Origin of the sequence: Ottowia sp. SB7-C50, from assembly GCF_033110285.1 — a bacterium.
Taxonomy (GTDB): domain Bacteria; phylum Pseudomonadota; class Gammaproteobacteria; order Burkholderiales; family Burkholderiaceae_C; genus Ottowia.
In genome coordinates this window covers 3,148,595-3,169,678 of sequence record NZ_CP136995.1, presented here as the reverse complement: position 1 = coordinate 3,169,678, position 21,084 = coordinate 3,148,595, and the positions used below count along the sequence as shown (strand labels likewise).

Below are 21,084 nucleotides of genomic sequence, written 5' to 3'. Positions count from 1 at the left end.
AACACTTCAAAAAACTTCTGCGATTTTTGCGAAGCCTCTGCGCCCTTTGCGTTCAAAGGTATTCCAACAGCGCCGAGCCCTCACCCCCGCCCCCCCGTAATACCGCTGCCCCAGTACCGATTGCAGCTGGTGCACCACGCCAAAGGCGTCCTTCAGCGTGCCGCGCTCGAAGCTGGACAACTCATCCAGCCGCAGGAAGTTGTCGGGCGCCTCGCCGGCCGCGATCTGGCGCGTCTGGTGGGCGATGCGCAGGGCGCTGATGAACTCCAGCGCGTCGGCCAGGTCGCGCGCCGCCTGGGGGCTGACTTCGCCGCCCTCGGCCGCCACGTCCAGCCGGTCGTGGGTGTTGACGGCGTCCAGCCCGCCAGCCAGCGCGTAGATGCGCGCCAGGTCGACGATGGGCACGATGGCGCTGTGCTTCATGTCCACCGTGCCGGGGTGTTCGCCGCCGCGGCTGACGGTGATCTGGCCGAACAGGCCCAGCGCGGGTCGCTGCTTCAGCGCGTTGCCGACCATGTGCGTCAGGAACAGGCCGTTGCCCTTGGTGCGCGCCAGCATGTCGCGGCGCAGGCTGTGCAGCAGCCCGGCGTCGCCGTGCACGGCGCGGGCGTCGAAGAAGACGCTGGTCAGCATCAGCGCCATGGCGTCGGGGCGCTTGGTCCATTGGGTGAAGTAGGCGTCCCACTGCGCGCGCGGCTGGCGCCAGCGCTCGGTCATGGCCATGATGTCGCCGGGGCAGTGCACGTAGCCACACGCGTTGAGCCCATCGCACACCCGGCGCGCGAATTGCTCGAAGTAGGCGCCGTGCTGCTCTGGACGATAGTCGTCGGCCAGCACCAGGCAGTTGTCCTGGTCGGTGCGCGCGGTCTGCTCCATGCGGGCCTGCGAGCCGGCCGCCACCCAGGCGTAGGGCACGGGCGGCGGGCCCAGCTCGGCCTCGGCCAGCTGGATCAGGCGCACCGTGAAGGCGTCGGTGACCGAGGTCATGATGATGCCGGTGCTGTACGCGCTGGTGTCGGCCCGCGCCAGGCTGCTTTGCAGATCCTTCACGCGCGTGCTGCACGCCACCAGGCCGGCCAGGTCGGGCTGGCGGTAGATCTCGCCCGTCAAGAACACGGCCGAGGTGCTTTGGTGCTGGTTCAGGTCGGTCGCCGTGACCATGCCCAGGACGCGGTTGCCGTCCAGCACCGGCAGGTGATGAATGTTCTGCCGCGCCATCAGCACCATGGCCTCGAAGATGGACTGGTTCTTTTGCAGCGTCAGCGGCGCCAGCGTGGCGATGTCGGCCACTGGCCGCGCCGGGTCCAGGCCGGCGGCCAGCACACGGCTGCGCAGGTCGCGGTCGGTGACCACGCCGAACAGCTGGTCGTCCTGTGTGAGCAGGATGGACGACACGCGCTCGTCGGCCATGCGGCGCGCGGCGCTGGCGATGCTGTCGGCGCGGTCGATCTGCACCGGCGGGCGTTGCACCAACTGGCTGATGGGCGCCGTCATCACGTTGCCCGATGGCGCGGGGGCGGTCAATGCAGGTGACTGCGCATTGCGCGGCAGCGCCGGCAGCAGCATGAACAGCGCGGGGTGTGCCAGCGCGGCGTGCAGCAGCGCGGCGCGATCCAGAAACAGCACCTGGCTGTTGGCCTGGGCGGTGGCGTGCACGGCTTCGGTGGCATCGACGGCCTGCGCGCCGGCGCCAAACAGCTCACCCGGCTGCAAGGGCAAACTCCAGCCCGCCTCCGGGTCGGTCAGCGCCACCTGGCCCGACAGCAGCCAGCCCAGGCGCTCGGGCATCTCGCTTTGCGCCAGCACGATGTCGCCGCGCTGAAAGTCGCGCGCCTGCCATTGCGGCGCCAGCCGCTGGCGCGTGGCCTCGAGCAGCAGGCCCCACACCCGCTGCGTGGCCATGAGGGCTTGTATTTCCGAAACTTGCATCACAGATACTCTGGGTGAAGGATCGTGCCGCGCACGGCAACCCAGTCCGATGGCTGGGGCTCGGTCCATTGTCACAGACCCCCGCCATTCATGACCCAAAGCCCCCCAGAAAACCGGCCTGATCCGCATTCGTGGTGCGCGCCAGCACAACCTGAAGCATCTGGACCTTGACATCCGCACGGGCGAGATGACGGTGGTCACCGGGCCCAGCGGCTCGGGCAAGTCCAGCCTGGTGTTCGACACGCTCTACGCTGAAGGGCAGCGGCGCTATGTGGAAACCTTCAGCGCCTACGCGCGCCAGTTCCTCGACCGCATGGACAAGCCGCAGGTCGACAAGGTGGAAGGCGTGCCGCCGGCGATTGCCATCGACCAGACGAATCCGGTGCGTTCGTCGCGCTCGACCGTCGGCACGATGACGGAATTGAACGACCACCTGAAGCTGCTGTTTGCCCGCGCGGGCCAGTTGTTCGACCGCGAGACCGCGCTGCCGGTGCGGCACGACAACGCCGACAGCATTTACGCCGAGTTGCAACGGCGCGCGCAGGAGGCGGGCGATCCGCGTCTGGTGGTGACCTTTGCCGTGTCGTTGCCGGCGAGCGCGACGGCCGACGAAGTGGCGCAGTGGCTGTCCGCCAGCGGCTTCACGCGCGTGCAGGCGGAGCGCGAGGCCGATGGCAAGAAGCTCCTCGACGTAGTCGCGGACCGCTTTCGCATCGGTGGCGCCGAGCGCGCGCGGGTGATCGAGGCGATTGAAGTCGCGCTCAAGCGCGGCGGTGGTCGCATGTCGGTGCACGCACTGCCGGCGGACGAGGGCGGCGAGGCGGTGGTATGGAAGTTCTCCACCGGCCTGCACTGCCCCGAGAGCAACATCCGCTACAGCGATCCGATTCCGTCGATGTTCTCGTTCAACTCGGCCGTGGGCGCGTGCGACGCCTGCCGCGGCTTCGGGCGCGTGATCGGGGTCGACTGGGGGCTGGTGATTCCGGACGAGCGCCTCACGCTGCGCGCAGGTGCCGTCAAGCCGATCCAGACGCCCGCCTGGAAGGAAGCGCAGGACGATTTGATGCGCTACGCCGAAGCGGCCGGCATTCCGCGAGACACAGCCTGGAACAAGCTCACGCCCGAGCAGAAGGCGTGGGTGATCGACGGCACGCCCAGCTTCAAGGAAGGCAACTGGAACAAGCAGTGGTATGGCATTGCCCGCTTCTTCAAATACCTGGAGAGCAAGGCGTACAAGATGCACATCCGCGTGCTGCTGTCCAAGTACCGCAGCTACACGCCGTGCCCGGTGTGCGCGGGCGCGCGGTTGAAGACGGAAAGCCTGCTGTGGCGCGTGGGCTCCAAGGCCGATGCCGACGCGGTGCTGCCGCCCGAAAAGCGCTTCATGCCCCAGGGCGTGGCGTGGTCGCGCGCGCAACTCGAAAGCCTGCCGGGGCTGTGCCTGCACGACTTGATGCTGCTGCCGATGGACCGGTTGAGGCGGTTTTTTGATCGGCTGGGCGCTTCTAATTCAGTAGCTGTCGGCGCCGATTCAGAGACGACGAATGGGGGATTGTCTCCCTCCCCCGCTGGGGGAGGGCAGGGGTGGGGGTTGTCCACGCGAGCGGTTGATGCCGCCGGCCCCTCACCCCAGCCCTCTCCCCAAATGGGAGAGGGAGCAACAGCGACTGCGTTCGCCGACGTGGACTTACTCCCTCTCCCTCTGGGAGAGGGCATGGGTGACGGCCACCCCGCCAACGCGGGGCAAGCGGTCAGCCCCCATCCCAACCTTCCCCCAGCGGGGGAAGGCGTCAAGAGCGCCGACGCCCAGGCGCTCAAACTCATCCTCGAAGAGATCTCCACCCGCCTGAAATACCTCACCGACGTCGGCATCGGCTACCTCACGCTCGATCGCCAGAGCCGCACGCTGAGCGGTGGCGAGGTGCAGCGCATCAACCTCACCACCGCATTAGGCACCTCGCTCGTCAACACGCTGTTCGTGCTGGATGAGCCCAGCATCGGCCTGCACCCGCGCGACATGGACCGCATCACCGAGGCCATGCAGCGCCTGAAGCGCGCCGGCAACACACTGGTGGTGGTCGAGCACGACCCCGCTGTGATGCTGGCGGCCGACCGCGTGCTCGACTTCGGCCCCGGCCCCGGCGCGGCGGGCGGGCGCATCGTGTTCGACGGCACGCCTTCTGCCCTGCGCGCCGCCGACACGCTGACCGGCGCCTACCTGGGCGGGCGCAAGTCCATCGGGCTCGGCTACGGTCGGGCCGTCGCGGAGAACACGCCGCGCCTGATCCTTGAAGGCGCGAGCGATCACAACCTCAAGCACATCAGCGTCGAGTTTCCGCTGCAGCGCCTGGTCACGGTGACAGGCGTCAGCGGCTCGGGCAAATCCACGCTGATTCAGGACGTGCTGGCGCCGGCGCTGATGCGCCACTTCGGTCAGGCGACCGAATCGCCCGGCGCGCACGATCGCCTGCTGGGCGCCGACCATTTGAGCGGTGTGGTGTTCGTCGACCAGTCGCCCATCGGCAAGACGGCGCGCTCCAACCCGGTCAGCTACGTCGGCGCGTGGGACGCCATTCGCTCTCTTTTTGCGAGCGCGCCGCTGGCCCGGCAACGCGGCTACACGGCCGCCAAGTTCAGCTTCAACTCCGGCGACGGCCGCTGCCCGACCTGCGGGGGCTCGGGCTTCGAGCACGTCGAGATGCAGTTCCTGAGCGATGTGTACCTGCGCTGCCCGGATTGCGATGGCAAGCGCTATCGCCCCGAGATTCTGGAAGTGACCATCGAGCGCCCGGTAAGAAAACTGGGGTCGGATTCCGATTTCCAGGGCGCGGCCGACCGTCTGGCTGCTGCCGTCGACGGGAAATCGGACTCTGACCCCCATTTCCTGGGCCACGGGGCGACGCGCCACCTCAACGTGGCCGACGTGCTCGACCTCACCGTCGCCGAAGCGGTGCAGCTTTTTGCGCAAGACCGCGACGTCATCCGCGCATTGCAGCCCATCGTGGACGTGGGCCTGGACTATGTGAAGCTCGGCCAGCCCGTGCCCACGCTCTCAGGCGGCGAGGCGCAGCGCCTCAAGCTCGCGGGCTTTCTGGCCCAGGCCGCCAAGTCGGCCACCGCCAGCCGCCAACCCGCCGCGCGCAAGGGCACACTGTTTCTGTTCGACGAGCCCACCACCGGCCTGCACTTTGACGACATCGCCAAGCTGATGCGCGCCTTCCGCAAGCTGCTGGACGCGGGCCACAGCCTGATCGTGATCGAGCACAACCTGGACGTGATGCGCGCCAGCGACTGGCTGATCGACCTGGGGCCGGAAGGCGGCGAGGGCGGCGGCGAACTGGTGGCGCAAGGCACGCCAGACGACGTGGCGCGTCACGCCACATCGCACACCGGCGCTGCGCTGCGGGACTATCTGCGCACATTGGGTCACGGCGCCCACGTCGCGCACGAAAAGCAATCGCTATATAAAACAGAGCTGTCTGCGCTTGCTGAATCAGCGCCAGCGCCCAAAAATGCCATCGAAATCGTTCATGCGCGCGAACACAACCTGAAGAACCTGAGTGTCGACATTCCACGCGGCAAGTTCAACGTCATCACCGGCGTCAGCGGTTCGGGCAAATCCACGCTGGCGTTCGACATCCTGTTCAACGAAGGGCAGCGGCGTTACCTGGAATCGCTCAACGCCTATGCGCGCAGCATCGTGCAGCCGGCGGGGCGGCCCGAGGTGGATGCGGTATATGGCATTCCGCCCACCGTGGCGATCGAACAGCGCCTGTCGCGCGGCGGCCGCAAATCCACCGTGGGCACGACCACCGAGGTGTGGCACTTCCTGCGCCTGCTGTATGTCAAGCTGGGCGTGCAGCACTGTGTACACGACGGCGCCGCCGTGCAGCCGCAAACACCCGAGCGCATCGCGGCGCAAATCCTGACGCGCTATCGCGGCCAGACGATTGGCCTGCTGGCGCCGCTGGTGGTCGGTCGCAAGGGCGTGTACACCGAACTGGCCGACTGGGCGCGGCCGCGCGGCTTCACGCACCTGCGGGTGGATGGGGAGTTTTTGCCGACGACGAACTTCCCGCGCATCGACCGCTTCAAGGAACACACCATCGAGCTGCCCGTGATGAGCCTGCCCGTCACGCCCGGCAACGAGGCGCAGCTGCGCGAATCGCTGACGCGCGCGCTGGAGCACGGCAAGGGTGTGGTGCACGTGCTGCACGACATCGCCGGGCTGCGCCACGCGATGGAGTCGGGGCAACCGACGGCGCGTATCGGGCGGGTCGAAGTGTTCTCGACCAAACGCGCCTGTCCGGTGTGCGCCACGTCGTATGCGGAACTGGATCCGCGCCTGTTCAGCTACAACAGCAAGCACGGCTGGTGTCCCGATTGCGTGGGAACGGGCGTCAAACTGACGCGCGAGCAGCGCAAGGCGCTGGACGATTCGGTGCTGGCCGACGACCAGAAGGGGCGCGAGCAGACGTTTGCGGAGCCTGAGGTGGAGGACGTGGGCGACGTGGTGTGCCCGGCTTGCCAGGGGACGCGGCTGAATCCGGTAGCGCGGGCGGTGTTGCTGGATACGCGGCAGCCCCTCACCCCGACCCTCTCCCCTGGGGGGCGAGGGAGCAATACCCGTGGCGCGGCGCAGGATTTACTCCCTCTCCCGCTCGCGGGAGAGGGTAGGGGTGAGGGCAGCAGCGTTGCCATCACCCAACTCGCCCACCTGAGCGTCCACGACCTGCGCGCCTGGTTCGACGGCCTGCAACTCCAAGGCCGCGACGCCGACATCGCGCGCGACCTGGTACCCGAGATCAAAAGCCGCCTCGACTTCCTCGAACAAGTCGGCCTGGGCTACCTCACGCTGGACCGCGGCGCGCCCACGCTGAGCGGCGGCGAGGCGCAGCGCATCCGCCTGGCCGCGCAACTGGGCAGCAACCTGCAAGGCGTGTGCTACGTGCTCGACGAGCCCACCATCGGCCTGCACGCGCGCGACAACCAGATCTTGCTGGACGCGCTGCACACGCTCTCCAGCAAAGGCAACACGCTGGTGGTGGTGGAGCACGATGAAGAGACGATTCGCCGCGCCGAACACCGGATCGACATCGGCCCCGGCGCTGGCGTGCGCGGCGGGCGGCTGGTGGCCGAGGGCACAGCGGCCGATCTGGAGGCGGCGGCGGATTCCGCCACCGGCCGTTATTTGCGCGATGCGATGCGGCACCCCATGCAAGCGCGGCGCGCTATCGAAGTTGAAGCTGATCGCGCAGGTGGGACAAGCGCTGCAGCTCGAAAAGCCCCAAAAGAACCGGCAGAGTCAGCGCCCGTGACCACGCGCTGGCTGCACCTGCTGGGCGCGCAGCTGCACAACCTCCAGCAGGTGGACGTGGCCGTGCCGTTGAACCGCCTGGTCGCGGTGACGGGCGTCAGCGGTTCGGGCAAATCGACGCTGGCGCGCGACGTGCTACTGGCCAACGTGGCGGCCTGGGTCGGCCAGCGCGCCACCAAGGCCGGGCGCGACGCGATGGATGCGGGCAAGGCGCCGGCGCTGGTCGGTTGCACCGGCCTGCAAGGCTTCGAGTCCATCGACCGCGTGCTCGAAGTCGACCAGACCCCCATCGGGAAGACACCGCGCTCCTGCCCCGCGACCTACATCGGCTTCTGGGACACGGTGCGCAAGCTGTTTGCCGACACGCTGGAGGCCAAGGCGCGCGGCTACGGCCCGGGGCGATTCAGTTTCAACACCGGCGAAGGCCGCTGCCCGGCGTGCGAAGGCCAGGGCGTGCGCACCATCGAGATGAGCTTTCTGCCCGACGTGAAGGTACCCTGCGAGGTCTGCCACGGCGCGCGCTTCAACCCCGAGACGCTGGCGGTGACGTGGCGCGGCAAGAGCATTGGCGACGTGCTGCAGATGGAGGTCGATGAGGCGGTCGACTTCTTTGCCAGCATGCCCGCCATTGCGCACCCGCTGCAACTGCTGAAGGACGTGGGCCTGGGCTACCTGACGCTCGGCCAGCCGTCGCCCACGCTGAGCGGCGGCGAGGCGCAGCGCATCAAGCTCGTCACTGAGTTGTCGAAAGTCCGTGACGATGTGGGGCGCAGGGGCCAGAAGGCGCCGCACACGCTCTACGTGCTGGACGAACCCACGGTCGGCCTGCACATGCAGGACGTGGAAAAGCTCATCCACGTGCTGCACCGACTGGTCAACGGCGGCCACAGCGTGCTGGTGATCGAGCACGACCTCGACCTGATCGCCGAGGCCGACTGGATCATCGACCTGGGGCCCGAAGGCGGCGATGGTGGCGGCCAGCTGGTGGCCGCCGGCACGCCCGAGGACGTGGTGCGCGCCGGCACGCACACCGGCGTGGCGCTGGCGCCCGTGCTGGCACGGGGCTGAAGCCAGGCGAGTCGCCCGCGCGACCGGCATCGGGGCTTTCATGCATGGCGGACCGGCGTGCCTTGGGGTTCAATGTCCTCATCGCCCGCTTTAAACAAAGACTTCACGGAGTTTTCCTCATGCAACGTCGTCACCTGATTCCGCTTGCCATCGCCCTGCTTGCCGGTGCCACCGCAGCGCCCGCGCTGGCGCAGGCCTTTCCCAACAAGCCGATCAAGCTGGTCATTGCCTTCCCGGCGGGCGGCCCGACCGACATCACCATGCGCGCACTGGCCGACAACGCTGGCAAGGTGCTGGGCCAGCCCGTCATCGTCGAGAACAAGCCCGGCGCCGGCGGCACGCTGCCCGCACAGGCGCTGCAGACGTCGCCAGCCGATGGCTACACCATTGCGCAGATTCCGCTCGGCGTGTTCCGCCTGCCCTACACGACCAAGCTCACGTGGGATCCGGTGAAGGACATCCACTACGTGCTCAACGTCACCGGCTACGCCTTCGGCCTGGTGGTGCCCAGCGATTCGCCCATCAAGAGCTGGACGCACTTCGTGGGCTACGCCAAGGCCAACCCCGGCAAGCTGACGTACGGCTCCACCGGCACCATGACCAGCCCGCACCTGACCATGGAGCAGGCGGCGCAGAAGGCCGGCCTGCAGCTGACGCACGTGCCGTACAAGGGCAGCGCCGACCTGATGCAGGCGCTGCTGGGCGGCCACATCATGGCCGCGGCCGATTCCACCGGTTTTGCGCCGCACGTCGAAAGCGGCAAGCTGCGCGTGCTCAACACCTGGGGCGACAAGCGGCTGGACAAGTTCCCCGACGCGCCCACGCTGAAAGAACTGGGCCTCGACATCGTGCAGAACTCGCCCTTCGGCATCGGCGCGCCGCGCGACACGCCGCCCGCCGTGGTCAAGCGCCTGCACGACGCCTTCAAGACCGCGATGGAGCAGCCCAGCTACGTGGATGCGCTGAAGCGCTACGACATGGTGCCGATGTACATGTCGTCGGCGCAATACCGCAAGTTCGCGCAGGACACCTTCACGCGCGAGAAGGCGCTGGTCGAGAAGCTGGGGCTGGCGAAGGGCTCGTGAGTTGCGCGGCGGGCGCTGCGCCCGCGGCTTCACCCGCGCGCCTGGCGCAGCTGGCCCAGCAGCGCGCGCGCCATTTCGGCAAACCCCGCGCCCCGCTCGCCCTGGGTGACATAGCGGGGTTTGAAGCGCAACTGCGGCTCGAAGCGCCGGATGTTGGCCACGCCCACGCTGTGCGTGAAGTGCCTGAACATCACCTGGTCGTTGGTCGAATCGCCCACGAACAGCCAGCGCCCGATCTGCGCGGGCAGGTCGATGCCCAGCAGTTCGCGCGCGATCCAGCACGCACCTTGCCACTTGTCGTGTTCACCGATCCATCCGTTGATGTGGATGCTGCTCACCGTGGCATGCAAGCCCTCGTCGCGCATGATGCGCACGACTTCATCGATGCGCGCCTGGTCGAGATGGGCGAATTCGCTGTGGTCGATGGCGATGTCGGTTTCGCGGCCGGCCGAGTCGCGCGCCAGCGTGGCGCCGGACACCTCGCGCAGCACGCGGGCGGCGGTGCGCTGCAGTTGCGCCAGGTTGCGCGCGCGCCTGGCGGCGTCCTGTTGATATAGTTTTGATAGCTGCTGGCGCTTGCCTGTCAAGCGCTGAGGGCCCATTTGATGCTCACCATTGCCCGGCGCCACCCAAGCGACGGCGCCATTCTCTGCCACGATGGCGCGCACCGGCCAGGCGCGCGCGAAGGGTTCGCTCCATCCGATCGGGCGACCGGTGACCGGGATGACGGTGAGCCCCGCATCGGCCAGTTCGTCCAATGCCTGCAGCGCGTCGGCGGTCACCGCACCGTCCGTCGTCAGCGTATCGTCGACGTCGGTGAAGATGCCGCGCACCTGTGACCACGCACCGTCCGGTAACGTGGCCAGCGGTTGCATGGTTGCGTTTTTAAGCCTAACGCTCAATCGGGTTTGCGCTAGCGCCGGTTTCCACATCCGTCAGATCCAAGCTCAGTGGCTCGGTCGGCACGCGTTCCACGTCATGGTGCAGAAACGCGATCAGAAACTGGATGCCAATGATCAGCGGTAGCGCGGCCACCATGACCGTGCCGCTACTTGCGGGCAGCCCTGTCATGCTGCTGCGCCACCATTGCCAGCCGCCGAACAGCACACCGACCGCGCACAGCAGCAGGCCCAGCAGGCTGTACAGGCTGCCCAGGTTGAAGTCGCGCAGCAGGTACAAGTACACGTAGCGCTTGAAGAAGCGGTTGATGTGCTTGACCAGAAACTCGGGCAGCACCTTGGAAACCCTCAGGCTTGACTCCTCGTCCGCGTAGACCGAATCCATCGGCACGTCGTGCACCACTGCGCGCATCGTGTTCAGGTGGTAGAGCATGTCGGATTCGAAGAAATAGCGCTGCTCCAGCTTGTGCAGCGGCAATTCGCGCAGCACCGCCGTGTGAATGGCGGTGTAGCCGTTCGTCGGGTCCATGATTGACCAGTAGCCCGTGCTGAGCTTGTTGACAAACGACAGTGCCGCATTGCCGAACAGCCGGATCGGCGGCATGCCCTTGAGCGATTCGGGGCGGTAGAAGCGGTTGCCTTTGGTGTAGTCGGCCTTGCCGCGCTCGATCGCGCGGGTGAAGTGGGGAATCAGCGCCGGATCCATCTGCCCATCGCCATCCACCTTGACGACGATGTGCATGTCTTCTTCGAGCGCTGCACGGTAGCCCGTGCGCACTGCGCCGCCCACGCCCTGGTTCTGTTCGTGAAAGATCACCCTCACACGCGGATCGGTGCACTGATCCTGCACGAGCTTGCCACTCTCCTGGGGGCAGCAATCGTCCACGACGTAGATGCGCTGCACTGACGGCGGAATGGCGGCAATCACGCCCAGAATCTGGGCGCGGACTTTGTAGCAGGGGATGGCAACGGCAAGTTTCATGGATGTTTTGGCGCTTCGCGCGGCTCGGGCGCGTGGCGTGAATTCGTCAGCGCCAACGCCGGCATCAGCGCCAGTGGAAGCACGAAAAACGGCAATAAATAGCGATATTCACCCGCGCTGGAGAACAGCGCAATCGCACCAAGTTGCGCAATCATCGGCCAGACCAGCAGCGCCAGCGCCGCATCGCGTCGCGACAAGCTGCGCCGCGCCCCGACATACAAGAGCGCCAACCCCAGCCACGGAGCCCACAGCAACCACCTCACGGCGTGACTGGCCCGCAGCAGGCTGGCAAGAAACCCCTCCAGCCCCGTCAGTCCGAAATGCCGATACTTGGAGACTGCCTTTGTGCGTGGGAGCACTACCGGAGCGTAATCCAGCGCGGGAAAACCCCCCTTCAGCCAGCGCTGCAGTAAAAAATACCGTCACGCGGCTACCCAAGAAGCTTGGTAAATTGTGCCAAAGGTTGTAGCGCCAGAACTCGCGAATCAGGGTCTGGCGGTCATCCTCAGAAAGGCCGATCAACTGCGGCCCCTGTGGATGAAAGATCAGCATGTCCCAGTACGCGGGATCTGAATAGGCAAGCATGTTTTCAAGTGAGTGGTGACGCTGCAAGAGCGCCTTGGTTTCACCAGAAACCATAGGTGCCTTCTGTACCCATGGGTCGTTCATGCCCGGATATGTGCGCCACAAGTCATGCATCGCATGCGGGCGCAAAAAATGCACTGTCTCGAACACAACCATTGGAAACATGGCGCCCTGCGGGCGCGTTGGATGCAGTTGTGAAGCCAGGTAGCCAAGCGTGCACCATAGTACTAGTAGCGCACCCAATACCTTGCGACCGCGTCGATTCACCAACAGCAGCACTACAGCGGCCGGCCCCAGCCACAACAAGCCGTTGCTGCGCATAAACAAGGCCAAGGGCAATGTCAGCGCGATCAATCCAGCCGAGGTCATCGATACTGTTCTGCGGCGCGCGCATAGCCACAATTCGAACAACAGCCCCACGCTGCCGACTGCAAAAATTCCGTCGGGATAAAGCGTTGCCAAGAACACCACCATATGAGGCGTGGCCGCGATGAATGCCAGGCCGACCAGACAGGTCTTGCGCAACTCCTGGGCCCAGGACCAGCTCAGAATTCGTGCGAACACCAGTGCCGAGATGATCAGCGTCACGGCGACCGGCGTCTCCACACGTCCGGTGGTGCCATAAAAAAGACGAACGAAGTAGTACCAGAACGCAGTCTTCCCAGACTGGTTGGTTCCATCTACCTCCATCAGAATGGCTATGCTGTCGTTGCCGAGAACGCCGGGCCAGTATGTCAGTAGCCATAGGCCGTACCAAACCAGCAGTCCAGTAAAAATCAGGATGCAAGACGTAGGGTGCGCCCGCCTGAACGTCGACATGGGAAGTTGAGTGGTCACCGCATGCAGGGGCGAAGACGGCCTTGGCGTTGGCTGCGGATCAATTGATTCACGGATGACGTCCACCGATTGTCTTACTCAACACCAAGCACGACGAACGAATGCTCCAACCTATTTCGCTGCCGGATCTCAAGTAATGCCGGCGCAAACCCGCAGATCATGATGCGGACACCCATACTGTTCCGCATGCCGGTAGAAGCGATTGCCTTGGTGTAGTCAGCCTGGCCTCGCTCGATCGCGCGGGTGAAGTGGGGAACCAGCGTCGGAGCCATCTGCTCATCGCCATCGACCGTCATGGTTCATCCTCGTGTTCCCATTGAAGCCAGCGCGACCCCCGCCAGAATCAGTGCCCCACCCACTAGCGTCTGCCAATGTAACGGCTCCTTGAGGAAAGCCCAGGCCAATAAGGGGACGATAAGAAAAGCCAAGCCCATGAAAGGGTAGGCGACGTGCAAAGGGGCATGGCGCAGGATCCAGATCCAGCCCAATGTCGTGAGGGCGTAAAGAGCCAAAGCCGCGATAAGCCACCCGTTTTGCATCAATTCCAAAACTGAGAAAGAAGCAGGAAGTGCGGCCGCCGCTTGCTTGAAAAGCAATTGGCCGACGGAGATGCCGAGCACACAGAGCAAGGTGTAGACGCCGAGGGAAAAAGACATGGCTGGAACTGATCGCGAGGGCAGGATGGCTGGTCGGTGGATTCTAGGCGCGGCGAGTTTTGCGCTCCTGCGCATCGCCAATAATGCAGCGCTTAAGTTGTCGAGCAGGAGTGTCCGTTGAACGTAGTGATCAGAGCCCTTTTTCGGTTTGGGGTCGTACTACCGTTGTTGCTCATGGCCTTACTGGTGTGCGCGCAAGAAGCAGATGTTCCCAGGAGTCATGGGGCGCTTGAGCGTTGGAGCTACGACGCGTCGACGCATGAGTTGCATCTGCAGGGATGGAGTCTGGGGGGGGCGCGAGGGGCGCGCACCGCCCAAACTGGTGCTCGATTTTGGAGGTGAACTCTACAAGTCGGACGACGGTGTCGCGAATTGGACGCTTCGCGTCGATATTCCGTCGGATCATCCCGCGACTGGGGGGCAGCGGGGCGTCGGCTTTGATTGGCGTGTGCATCTCCGCGGCGTCTTGCGTGCGGGCGCTTATCCGGTGCGCTTGGCGGTTGTGTTTGACGATGATCAGCGGATCACTCTCCAGGGTGCGTATGCCGAACCCGCTGTCGTGGTGGTGAAGGGGAATGAGCGCCGCCTTCGAATCGTGCTCGTGCTGGTCGTATTGGGGATTATTGTGGTTGCTCGCGGTCGAAGCCGTTGGAGCAGCGTAGGTCGGTCGCTGCAGCGCGGGTTAACTGGGAATCGTGTGCTGTGGGGGACGGGAGCAATTTTCGCGGTCTTGGTCGCTCTGGGCGTGACGGGAAGCTCGATGGGCGTGCTATTTCAGAGCACCTATGGCAGTAGCGTTCTGGATGTGCGCGGGACATCACGCGCGGCCTTGGGAAATGAGAGCGTGCGAGGCGATGAGTGGGGTGTTCAACTGCCCAATTTGTTGGCGCAATGGCATCACGAACCGCGGTTTCCGGTTGTCAACGACTTTTTGGGCGAAGGCGGCCAGAACATGGGTGTGGTCGGGATGACGGGTGTGCCCGTGCGCCAATGGGCGGCTCTCGCGAGACCTGCGACTTGGGGTTATTTTGTGTTGCCGCTCAGGCAGGCTATGGCCTGGCACTGGCAACTGCCTTTCTGGGGTTGTCTGGTTGCCTTGTGGTTCATGCTGAACGTATGGCGGCCTAAACAACGTGGCTTGAACCTGGCATTGTCGTTTTCGTTCTGTGTTGCCCCGTACGCCGCGGCGTGGTCCAACTGGCCGCTTTATGCCACCATGTTTCCAGCATTCGCTTTTGTGGTTACGACGCATTTGCTGCGAGAGGCCAGAGCATGGCGTGGGGTGCTGATGGGGGCATGTCTCGGGTGGTTGCTGGCTTGCTGGGGTTTGGTGCTCTATCCAACCTGGATCATTACTGTCGGCAGCCTCATGGCCTTGATTGGCTTGGGGTGGTGCATTGACTATCGAAAGCACCTGCGATTCGGGATGGTGCAACTCTTGGCACTGGTGACTTGCGGGGCAGTGCTGACAGCACTCATGGGTAGTTGGTGGCTGGACACAAAAGACGCGATCGCCCTTATGCGCGCTACTGAATATCCCGGCGGGCGGGGCGCGATTCCTGGCGGCGACTTGGGGTGGTGGTGGCACTTGCGCGGCTATCACGGCCTCGAATCGCTACGCCGCACCGGCCCGGACAGTAACCCATCGGAAGCCAGCTCATATCTATTCCTGCCGTTGCTGACCCTTGTGCTGATCGTGTTGTCGTTGCTTCGAGACCGTCACACCAGATGGACTTTGATAGGTGCCGCCATGTTCATGTTGTGCTACTGGATGTATACGATGGTCGGCATACCTATCAGCGTAGCACGCGCGACATTGTGGGGAAATATGCCAACAGTGCGTATGGATGTCGGTTTGGGCTTGCTGACTGCGCTGCTCCTGGGGCTATTCGGATCTGTTGCCAGTGTTCCGAGGTCAAAGGTCACGCAGATCGCGAGTCTTGCGGTGGTCTTGCTCAGCGCAGGGCTAGTGGTGCTCACCTTGTGGCATACCCCGATAACGTTTGTACCGAACGCGGGCAGTTGGGCGCTGGTCGTGGCCATGGTCGTCGCGATCAGCTTTATTTGCGGTTGGGTGTTGTGGGGGCGCTTGGGTTCAGCCGTTGCGCTGACAATCTGGCTGTACTTGCTGGCAACTCTGCCATTCAACCCACTTCGAATCGCTCCCTCCAGCGTTGACCTGGCAGAGGGTCATCGTTCCTTTGTGATGGCTCCAAAGGCGTCCGTGCGCACGCTAGTGCTCAATGGCGACGGCATTGGCGCCATGGCGTTCGCAGCCGTAGGAGTGCCTGTTGTAAATGGAGTTTTTTACTACCCTCATCGCGCCATGTGGGCTCGCATGGGGTTGAAGGCTGAGGAATGGGCGCTGGTCAACCGTTATCAACATCTGGGTTTTTATGCGATGAACGATGTCAGTGACGCGCAGGGGTACCGACTATTCCTGGGGTCAATTGATCAGGTGCATGTGCACGTGCACCCGCAGCGCTTTGACTTTTCCTGCGCCGGTGCGACCCATGTGGCTGCGCCAGCGCAATGGACAGACGCTCTGACACGAAATCCGTCGCTAAGCAAGCTTGGAAGCTATCAAGATGTCGTGTGGTTTTCAGTTCAATCATCTTGCCAGGTTGTTTAGGGTGCTGGCGCCTGAAACTCAGGCTCCCTGCAGCGCCAACCCCGCATGCTCCCGCAGCGGATGGAAGTGAATCTTCGGAAACCGCTCCTGCGCCAGCCGCACGTCGTAGGGCGAGGTGCACAGATAGGCCAGCGCATTGGCCGCATCGTGCGCCATGCGCAGCGGGTAGGCGTTCTCGAACTCGCGCAGTTCAGCCGGCGTGTCGGCGGTGATCCAGCGCGCGCCGGTGTATTGGCAGCCCTCCAGGCGGATGTCGCAGTCGTATTCGGTTTTCAGGCGGTGCTGGACCACCTCGAACTGCAGCTGGCCGACCGCGCCCAGCAGCATGTTGCCGCCGGCATCGGGCTTGAAGACCTGGATCGCGCCTTCTTCGCCCAGTTGCGCCAGGCCCTGCTGCAGCTGCTTGGTGCGCAGCGGGTTCTTCAGCACCACGGTCATGAACATCTCGGGCGCGAAGAAGGGCAGGCCGGTGAATTGCAGGTTGGCGCCGTCGGTGATGGTGTCGCCCAGTTGCACGCCGCCGTGCGTGGTAAAGCCGATGATGTCGCCGGCAAAGGCCTCGTCGACCGCCTCGCGCCGCTGGCTCAGAAAGGTGACCACGCTGGTCGGCCGCAGCTCTTTGGACGTGCGCTGCACCTTCAGCTTCATGCCGGGCTGGTACTGGCCGCTGGCCACGCGCACAAAGGCGATGCGGTCGCGGTGGTTGGCGTCCATGTTGGCCTGCACCTTGAAGACGACGCCGGCAAACGTGTTGTCCTCGGGCTGGATGACCTGCTCGCGCACCTCCTTGTTGACCACGACGCTGCTGGTGCGCGGGCGCGGCGCGGGCGCCATGTCGACCAGCGCGTCCAGCACTTCCATCACGCCGAAGTTGTTGACGCCCGAGCCGAAGAACACGGGCGTCTGCTTGGCGGCCAGAAAGGCGTCGTGGTCCCACGCGGGCGACGCGCCCACGGCCAGTTCCATGCTTTCCTCGGCGGCGAGAAAGGCGTCGCCAAAGCGGGCGATCAGCTTGTCGCGCTCGGTCAGCGGAATCACCTCGAAATCCTGCGGGCGCTTTTCGCTGCCGGCCTGAAACACCGTCATGGCCCGCGTGCGCAGGTTGATGATGCCGCCGAAGCGCTTGCCCTGGCCCACCGGCCAGGTCATGGGCACGCAGGGCATGCCCAGTTCGCGCTCCACCTCGTCCAGGATGTCGAGCGGGTCGCGCACCTCGCGGTCCATCTTGTTGACGAAGGTGATGATCGGCGTGTCGCGCTGGCGGCAGACTTCGATCAGCCGGCGCGTCTGCGCCTCGACGCCGTTGGCGGCGTCGATCACCATCAGGGCGCTGTCCACGGCCGTCAGCACGCGGTAGGTGTCTTCGGAGAAGTCCTTGTGGCCGGGCGTGTCGAGCAGGTTGATGACGTGGTCGCGGTAGACCATCTGCATCACGCTGGACGCCACCGAGATGCCGCGCTGCTTTTCGATTTCCATCCAGTCGCTGGTGGCGTGGCGGCTGGCCTTGCGCGCCTTCACGCTGCCGGCAATCTGGATCGCGCCGGAAAACAGCAGCAGCTTTTCCGTCAGCGTGGTTTTACCCGCGTCGGGGTGAGAGATGATGGCAAAGGTGCGACGGCGACGCGTCTCGGCGGCGTGGGACAAGGCAGGGGACTCCGAACATCGCCCTCAGGCCCGGGGTGACGGGGCGGGCGTTAACCTTTGAATTATCGCCGGCCAAGAAAGGACCCACCGTTATAATCGCCGTTTTTCCGAGGAGCGTTGCAGCGCCTGCGTTTTGCCAGGCGTGAGGCTCGGAACCCTTCTTGCAACGACGCTCATCCACCGGCCGGGTGCGATGGGCATGTTCACCTTCCCCGTCGTTGCCCGCGCAGGTGGCTCTACACACTCGATCTGGAGAAAGAGCCCGTCATGAACGCCCGCCTGAAAAACCCCGTGGCCGCCGATTCGGCCATTGCCGACATCAACCTCGCGCCCTGGGGCCGCAAGGAAATCGCCATTGCCGAAACCGAGATGCCCGGCCTGATGGCGATCCGCGACGAATTCGCCAAGAAGAAGCCCCTCAAAGGCGCCCGCATCACCGGCAGCCTGCACATGACGATCCAGACCGCGGTGCTGATCGAAACCCTGCAAGCCCTCGGTGCCGACGTGCGCTGGGCGTCGTGCAACATTTTCAGCACGCAAGACCACGCCGCCGCCGCCATTGCCGCCAATGGCACGCCGGTGTTCGCCATCAAGGGCGAGACGCTGACCGACTACTGGGACTACACCCACCGCATCTTCGACTTCGGCAAGAAGGGCAGCAAGGGCGAAGGCCCCAACATGATCCTGGACGACGGCGGCGACGCCACGCTGCTGATGCACCTGGGCCAGCAGGCCGAAACCAACCCCAAGGTGCTGGCCAATCCGAAGAGCGAAGAAGAAAAAATTCTGTTTGCCGCCATCAAGGCCAAGCTCAAGGAAGACCCCACCTGGTACAGCCGCAAGTCGGCCGAGATCATCGGCGTGACCGAAGAAACCACCACCGGCGTGCACCGCCTGAAAGAGATGAGCGCCGCCGGCACCCTGCTGTTCCGCGCCATCAACGTCAACGACAGCGTCACCAAATCGAAGTTCGACAACCTGTACGGCTGCCGTGAATCGCTGGTCGATGGCATCAAGCGCGCCACCGACGTGATGATCGCCGGCAAGGTCGCCGTGGTGTGCGGCTATGGCGACGTGGGCAAAGGCTCGGCGCAGGCGCTGCGTGCGCTGTCGGCCCAGGTGTGGGTGACCGAGATCGACCCCATCTGCGCCCTGCAGGCCGCCATGGAAGGCTACCGCGTGGTGACGATGGAAGAAGCCGCGCCGCTGGCCGACATCTTCGTCACGACCACGGGCAACAAGGACGTCATCACCTACAAGCACATGAAGGCCATGAAGGACCAGGCCATCGTGTGCAACATCGGCCACTTCGACAACGAGATCCAGGTCGCCGAGCTGGAGAAAAACTGCAAGTGGGAAGAAATCAAGCCGCAGGTCGACCACGTGATCTTCAAGGACGGCAAGCGCATCATCCTGCTGGCCAAGGGGCGCCTGGTGAACCTGGGCTGCGCCACCGGCCACCCCAGCTACGTGATGAGCAGCAGCTTCGCCAACCAGACCATCGCGCAGATCGAGCTGTTCACCCACCCCGATGCGTACGACGTCGGCAAGGTCTACGTGCTGCCCAAGCACCTGGATGAAAAGGTGGCCCGCCTGCAACTGGCCAAGCTCAACGCCAAGCTGACCGAGCTGACGCCCGAGCAGGCCAAGTACATCGGCGTGCCCAAGCAGGGGCCGTACAAGCCGGACACGTACCGCTATTGATTAAATAGCTGTTCGCGCTTGACTGGCAAGCGCTGGCGGCCTGTTTGATGCCTATTCCGTGCGTGCCGACCAGTTCCTCGTCGATCGCGGCCTGGCCGCCAGCCGCAGCCAGGCGCAGCGCCTGATTGCGGCCGGTGCGCGCTGGCTGTCGCCCAGCGGCTGGAAGGCGCTCAGCAAGAGCGACGAGCTGCCGCCGCACGCCGAAGTCGAATTGCTCGACGCGGCCGAGGCGCGCTATGTCTCGCGCGGCGGGCTCAAGCTGGAAGGTGCGCTGCGCGAAACGGGGCTCGACGTCGCCGGGCGGCATTGCCTCGACGTCGGCCAGTCCACCGGCGGCTTCACCGACTGCCTGTTGCAGCACGGCGCGGCCAGCGTGACCGGCGTGGACGTGGGCCACGGGCAGCTGCACCCCAGGCTGACGGCCGACGCGCGCGTGCGGGCGCTGCAGGGCGTCAATGCGCGCACGCTGGATGCTTCAAAATTAATAGCTGAGGGCGCTGATTCATCCAGCGCTGCAGGCCTTTTTTGTTCTGAATTCGACATCGCGGTGGCCGATCTGTCCTTCATTTCGCTCACGCTGGTGCTGCCGGCGCTGGCGTCGCTGCTCAAGCCCGGCGGCCACGCGCTGCTGCTGGTCAAGCCGCAGTTCGAGCTGCAAGCGGCCGACATCGGCAAGGGAGGCATCGTGCGCGATGCGGGCCTGTACGCGCAGGTCGAGCAACGCCTGCGCGCCGCCTGCGCCGATGCGGGCCTGGACGTGCGGCAATGGCTGCCCAGTCCTATCGCCGGTGGCGACGGCAACCGCGAATTCTTTTTGTACGCCGTGCGAACGGCGCTTAGCAAATCCTCATCATGAGCGTCAATCTCAGCCTTGAATTCTTCCCCCCCCAAGACGCCCGAAGGCGGCCTGAAGCTGCGCGACGTGCGCGCCAGGCTGTACGCGCTGAAGCCCGAGTTCTGCTCGGTCACCTTCGGCGCTGGCGGCTCCACGCAGGACGGCACGCTGGACACCGTGCGCGAGATCGTCGGCGAAGGCATGCATGGCGTGCCGCACCTGTCGTGCATCGGGCAGACGGCCGAATCGATCCGCGAGCGCCTGGCCACCTACCGCGCGGCGGGCGTGCGCCGCATCGTCGCACTGCGTGGCGACCTGCCCAGCGGCTACGGGCTGGGCGGCAATTTCCGCTACGCGAGCGACCTGGTCGCCTTCATCCGCAGCGAAACGGGCGACCATTTCAAGGTGGCCGTCGCCGCCTACCCCGAGATTCACCCCCAGGCCAAATCGCCCGATGCCGACCTGGACGCCTTTGCCACCAAGGTGCGCGCGGGCGCCAACGTCGGCATCACGCAGTATTTCTTCAACCCGGACGCGTACTTCCGCTACCGCGACGAACTGAAGGCGCGCGGCGTCGACGTGCCGGTGCTGCCCGGCATCATGCCCATCACCAATTCGACGCAGCTGCTGCGCTTTTCGGACAGCTGCGGCGCCGAGGTGCCGCGCTGGATCCGCACGCGACTGCAGGCCTTCGGCGACGACGCGGCGTCGATCCGCGACTTTGGCGCCGACGTGGTGGCCGCGTTGTGCGAACGCCTGCACGCGGGTGGCGCGCCGGGCTTTCATTTCTACACGCTGAACCAGGCCAACGGCACGCTCGAAGTGTGCCGCCGCCTGGGCTGGGCCGCCGCCGCGGCCTGATCCGCGCGGGCTGATGCCCGGGCGCCACAGCGGCGGCGCGCCGTCGCGCG

Annotated in this window: 12 protein-coding genes, 1 pseudogene and 1 riboswitch; of the genes and pseudogenes, 6 read left to right on the top strand and 7 right to left on the bottom strand. The window is 65.0% G+C overall.

The annotated features are described in order from the left end of the window. Positions 1-6: 6 nt before the first annotated feature. On the bottom strand, positions 7-1,929 hold the full coding sequence (locus R0D99_RS15120) for a DUF294 nucleotidyltransferase-like domain-containing protein (protein WP_317748989.1): 1,923 nt from the start codon (positions 1,927-1,929) through the stop codon (positions 7-9). Positions 1,930-2,242: 313 nt separating this feature from the next. On the opposite strand from R0D99_RS15120, the gene R0D99_RS15115 reads away from it, so the two are divergent. Together R0D99_RS15115 and R0D99_RS15110 are read left to right on the top strand one after the other, a co-directional pair. After that, complete coding sequence (locus R0D99_RS15115) at positions 2,243-8,314, top strand: excinuclease ABC subunit UvrA (RefSeq protein WP_416366007.1); 6,072 nt, start codon at positions 2,243-2,245, stop codon at positions 8,312-8,314. 119 nt (positions 8,315-8,433) lie between these two features. Beyond that, positions 8,434-9,399, top strand: coding sequence for a tripartite tricarboxylate transporter substrate binding protein (locus R0D99_RS15110; protein WP_317748987.1), 966 nt, complete (start codon positions 8,434-8,436; stop codon positions 9,397-9,399). 29 nt (positions 9,400-9,428) lie between these two features. Here R0D99_RS15110 and R0D99_RS15105 read toward each other — a convergent pair whose 3' ends face one another. The 5 genes from R0D99_RS15105 to R0D99_RS15085 form a co-directional block, all read right to left on the bottom strand. Then, positions 9,429-10,274, bottom strand: a complete 846-nt coding sequence (locus R0D99_RS15105) for an HAD-IIB family hydrolase (protein WP_317748986.1) — start codon at positions 10,272-10,274, stop codon at positions 9,429-9,431. Positions 10,275-10,290: 16 nt separating this feature from the next. Further along, a complete protein-coding gene (locus tag R0D99_RS15100; RefSeq protein WP_317748985.1) occupies positions 10,291-11,280 on the bottom strand; it encodes a glycosyltransferase family 2 protein in 990 nt (329 codons plus the stop codon). A gap of 108 nt (positions 11,281-11,388) precedes the next feature. Beyond that, complete coding sequence (locus tag R0D99_RS15095) at positions 11,389-12,768, bottom strand: hypothetical protein (protein WP_317748983.1); 1,380 nt, start codon at positions 12,766-12,768, stop codon at positions 11,389-11,391. Between the two features lie 8 nt (positions 12,769-12,776). Beyond that, entirely contained in the window at positions 12,777-12,998 is a 222-nt protein-coding gene (locus tag R0D99_RS15090) for a hypothetical protein (protein ID WP_317748982.1), read from the bottom strand. Positions 12,999-13,001: 3 nt separating this feature from the next. Further along, complete coding sequence (locus R0D99_RS15085; protein ID WP_317748980.1) at positions 13,002-13,358, bottom strand: EamA family transporter; 357 nt, start codon at positions 13,356-13,358, stop codon at positions 13,002-13,004. Positions 13,359-13,680: 322 nt separating this feature from the next. On the opposite strand from R0D99_RS15085, the gene R0D99_RS15080 reads away from it, so the two are divergent. After that, positions 13,681-15,990: a hypothetical protein gene (locus tag R0D99_RS15080; protein ID WP_317748978.1), complete on the top strand. Its 2,310-nt coding sequence runs from the start codon at positions 13,681-13,683 to the stop codon at positions 15,988-15,990. A gap of 18 nt (positions 15,991-16,008) precedes the next feature. Here R0D99_RS15080 and R0D99_RS15075 read toward each other — a convergent pair whose 3' ends face one another. Then, positions 16,009-17,634, bottom strand: coding sequence for a peptide chain release factor 3 (locus R0D99_RS15075; protein ID WP_317748977.1), 1,626 nt, complete (start codon positions 17,632-17,634; stop codon positions 16,009-16,011). Between the two features lie 103 nt (positions 17,635-17,737). Next, positions 17,738-17,816, top strand: a riboswitch (S-adenosyl-L-homocysteine riboswitch). Positions 17,817-17,901: 85 nt separating this feature from the next. Here R0D99_RS15075 and ahcY point away from each other — a divergent pair. From ahcY to metF, 3 genes and pseudogenes are all read left to right on the top strand, one after another. Continuing rightward, positions 17,902-19,338, top strand: coding sequence for an adenosylhomocysteinase (gene ahcY / locus R0D99_RS15070; RefSeq protein WP_317748975.1), 1,437 nt, complete (start codon positions 17,902-17,904; stop codon positions 19,336-19,338). 58 nt (positions 19,339-19,396) lie between these two features. Further along, positions 19,397-20,194, top strand: a complete 798-nt coding sequence (locus tag R0D99_RS15065; RefSeq protein WP_317748973.1) for a TlyA family RNA methyltransferase — start codon at positions 19,397-19,399, stop codon at positions 20,192-20,194. Further along, positions 20,191-21,034, top strand: a pseudogene (gene metF / locus R0D99_RS15060) (methylenetetrahydrofolate reductase [NAD(P)H]). Before R0D99_RS15065 ends, metF begins: the two are co-directional and overlap by 4 nt. Positions 21,035-21,084 lie beyond the last annotated feature (50 nt).

Bases quoted from the DNA above. Each gene is read 5' to 3' on its own strand.
- R0D99_RS15115 (WP_416366007.1), top strand. From the start codon at position 2,243: ATGGACAAGCCGCAGGTCGACAAGGTGGAAGGCGTGCCGCCGGCGATT.
- R0D99_RS15110 (WP_317748987.1), top strand. From the start codon at position 8,434: ATGCAACGTCGTCACCTGATTCCGCTTGCCATCGCCCTGCTTGCCGGT.
- R0D99_RS15120 (WP_317748989.1), bottom strand. From the start codon at position 1,929: ATGCAAGTTTCGGAAATACAAGCCCTCATGGCCACGCAGCGGGTGTGG.
- R0D99_RS15090 (WP_317748982.1), bottom strand. From the start codon at position 12,998: ATGACGGTCGATGGCGATGAGCAGATGGCTCCGACGCTGGTTCCCCAC.
- R0D99_RS15100 (WP_317748985.1), bottom strand. From the start codon at position 11,280: ATGAAACTTGCCGTTGCCATCCCCTGCTACAAAGTCCGCGCCCAGATT.
- ahcY (WP_317748975.1), top strand. From the start codon at position 17,902: ATGAACGCCCGCCTGAAAAACCCCGTGGCCGCCGATTCGGCCATTGCC.
- R0D99_RS15105 (WP_317748986.1), bottom strand. From the start codon at position 10,274: ATGCAACCGCTGGCCACGTTACCGGACGGTGCGTGGTCACAGGTGCGC.
- R0D99_RS15085 (WP_317748980.1), bottom strand. From the start codon at position 13,358: ATGTCTTTTTCCCTCGGCGTCTACACCTTGCTCTGTGTGCTCGGCATC.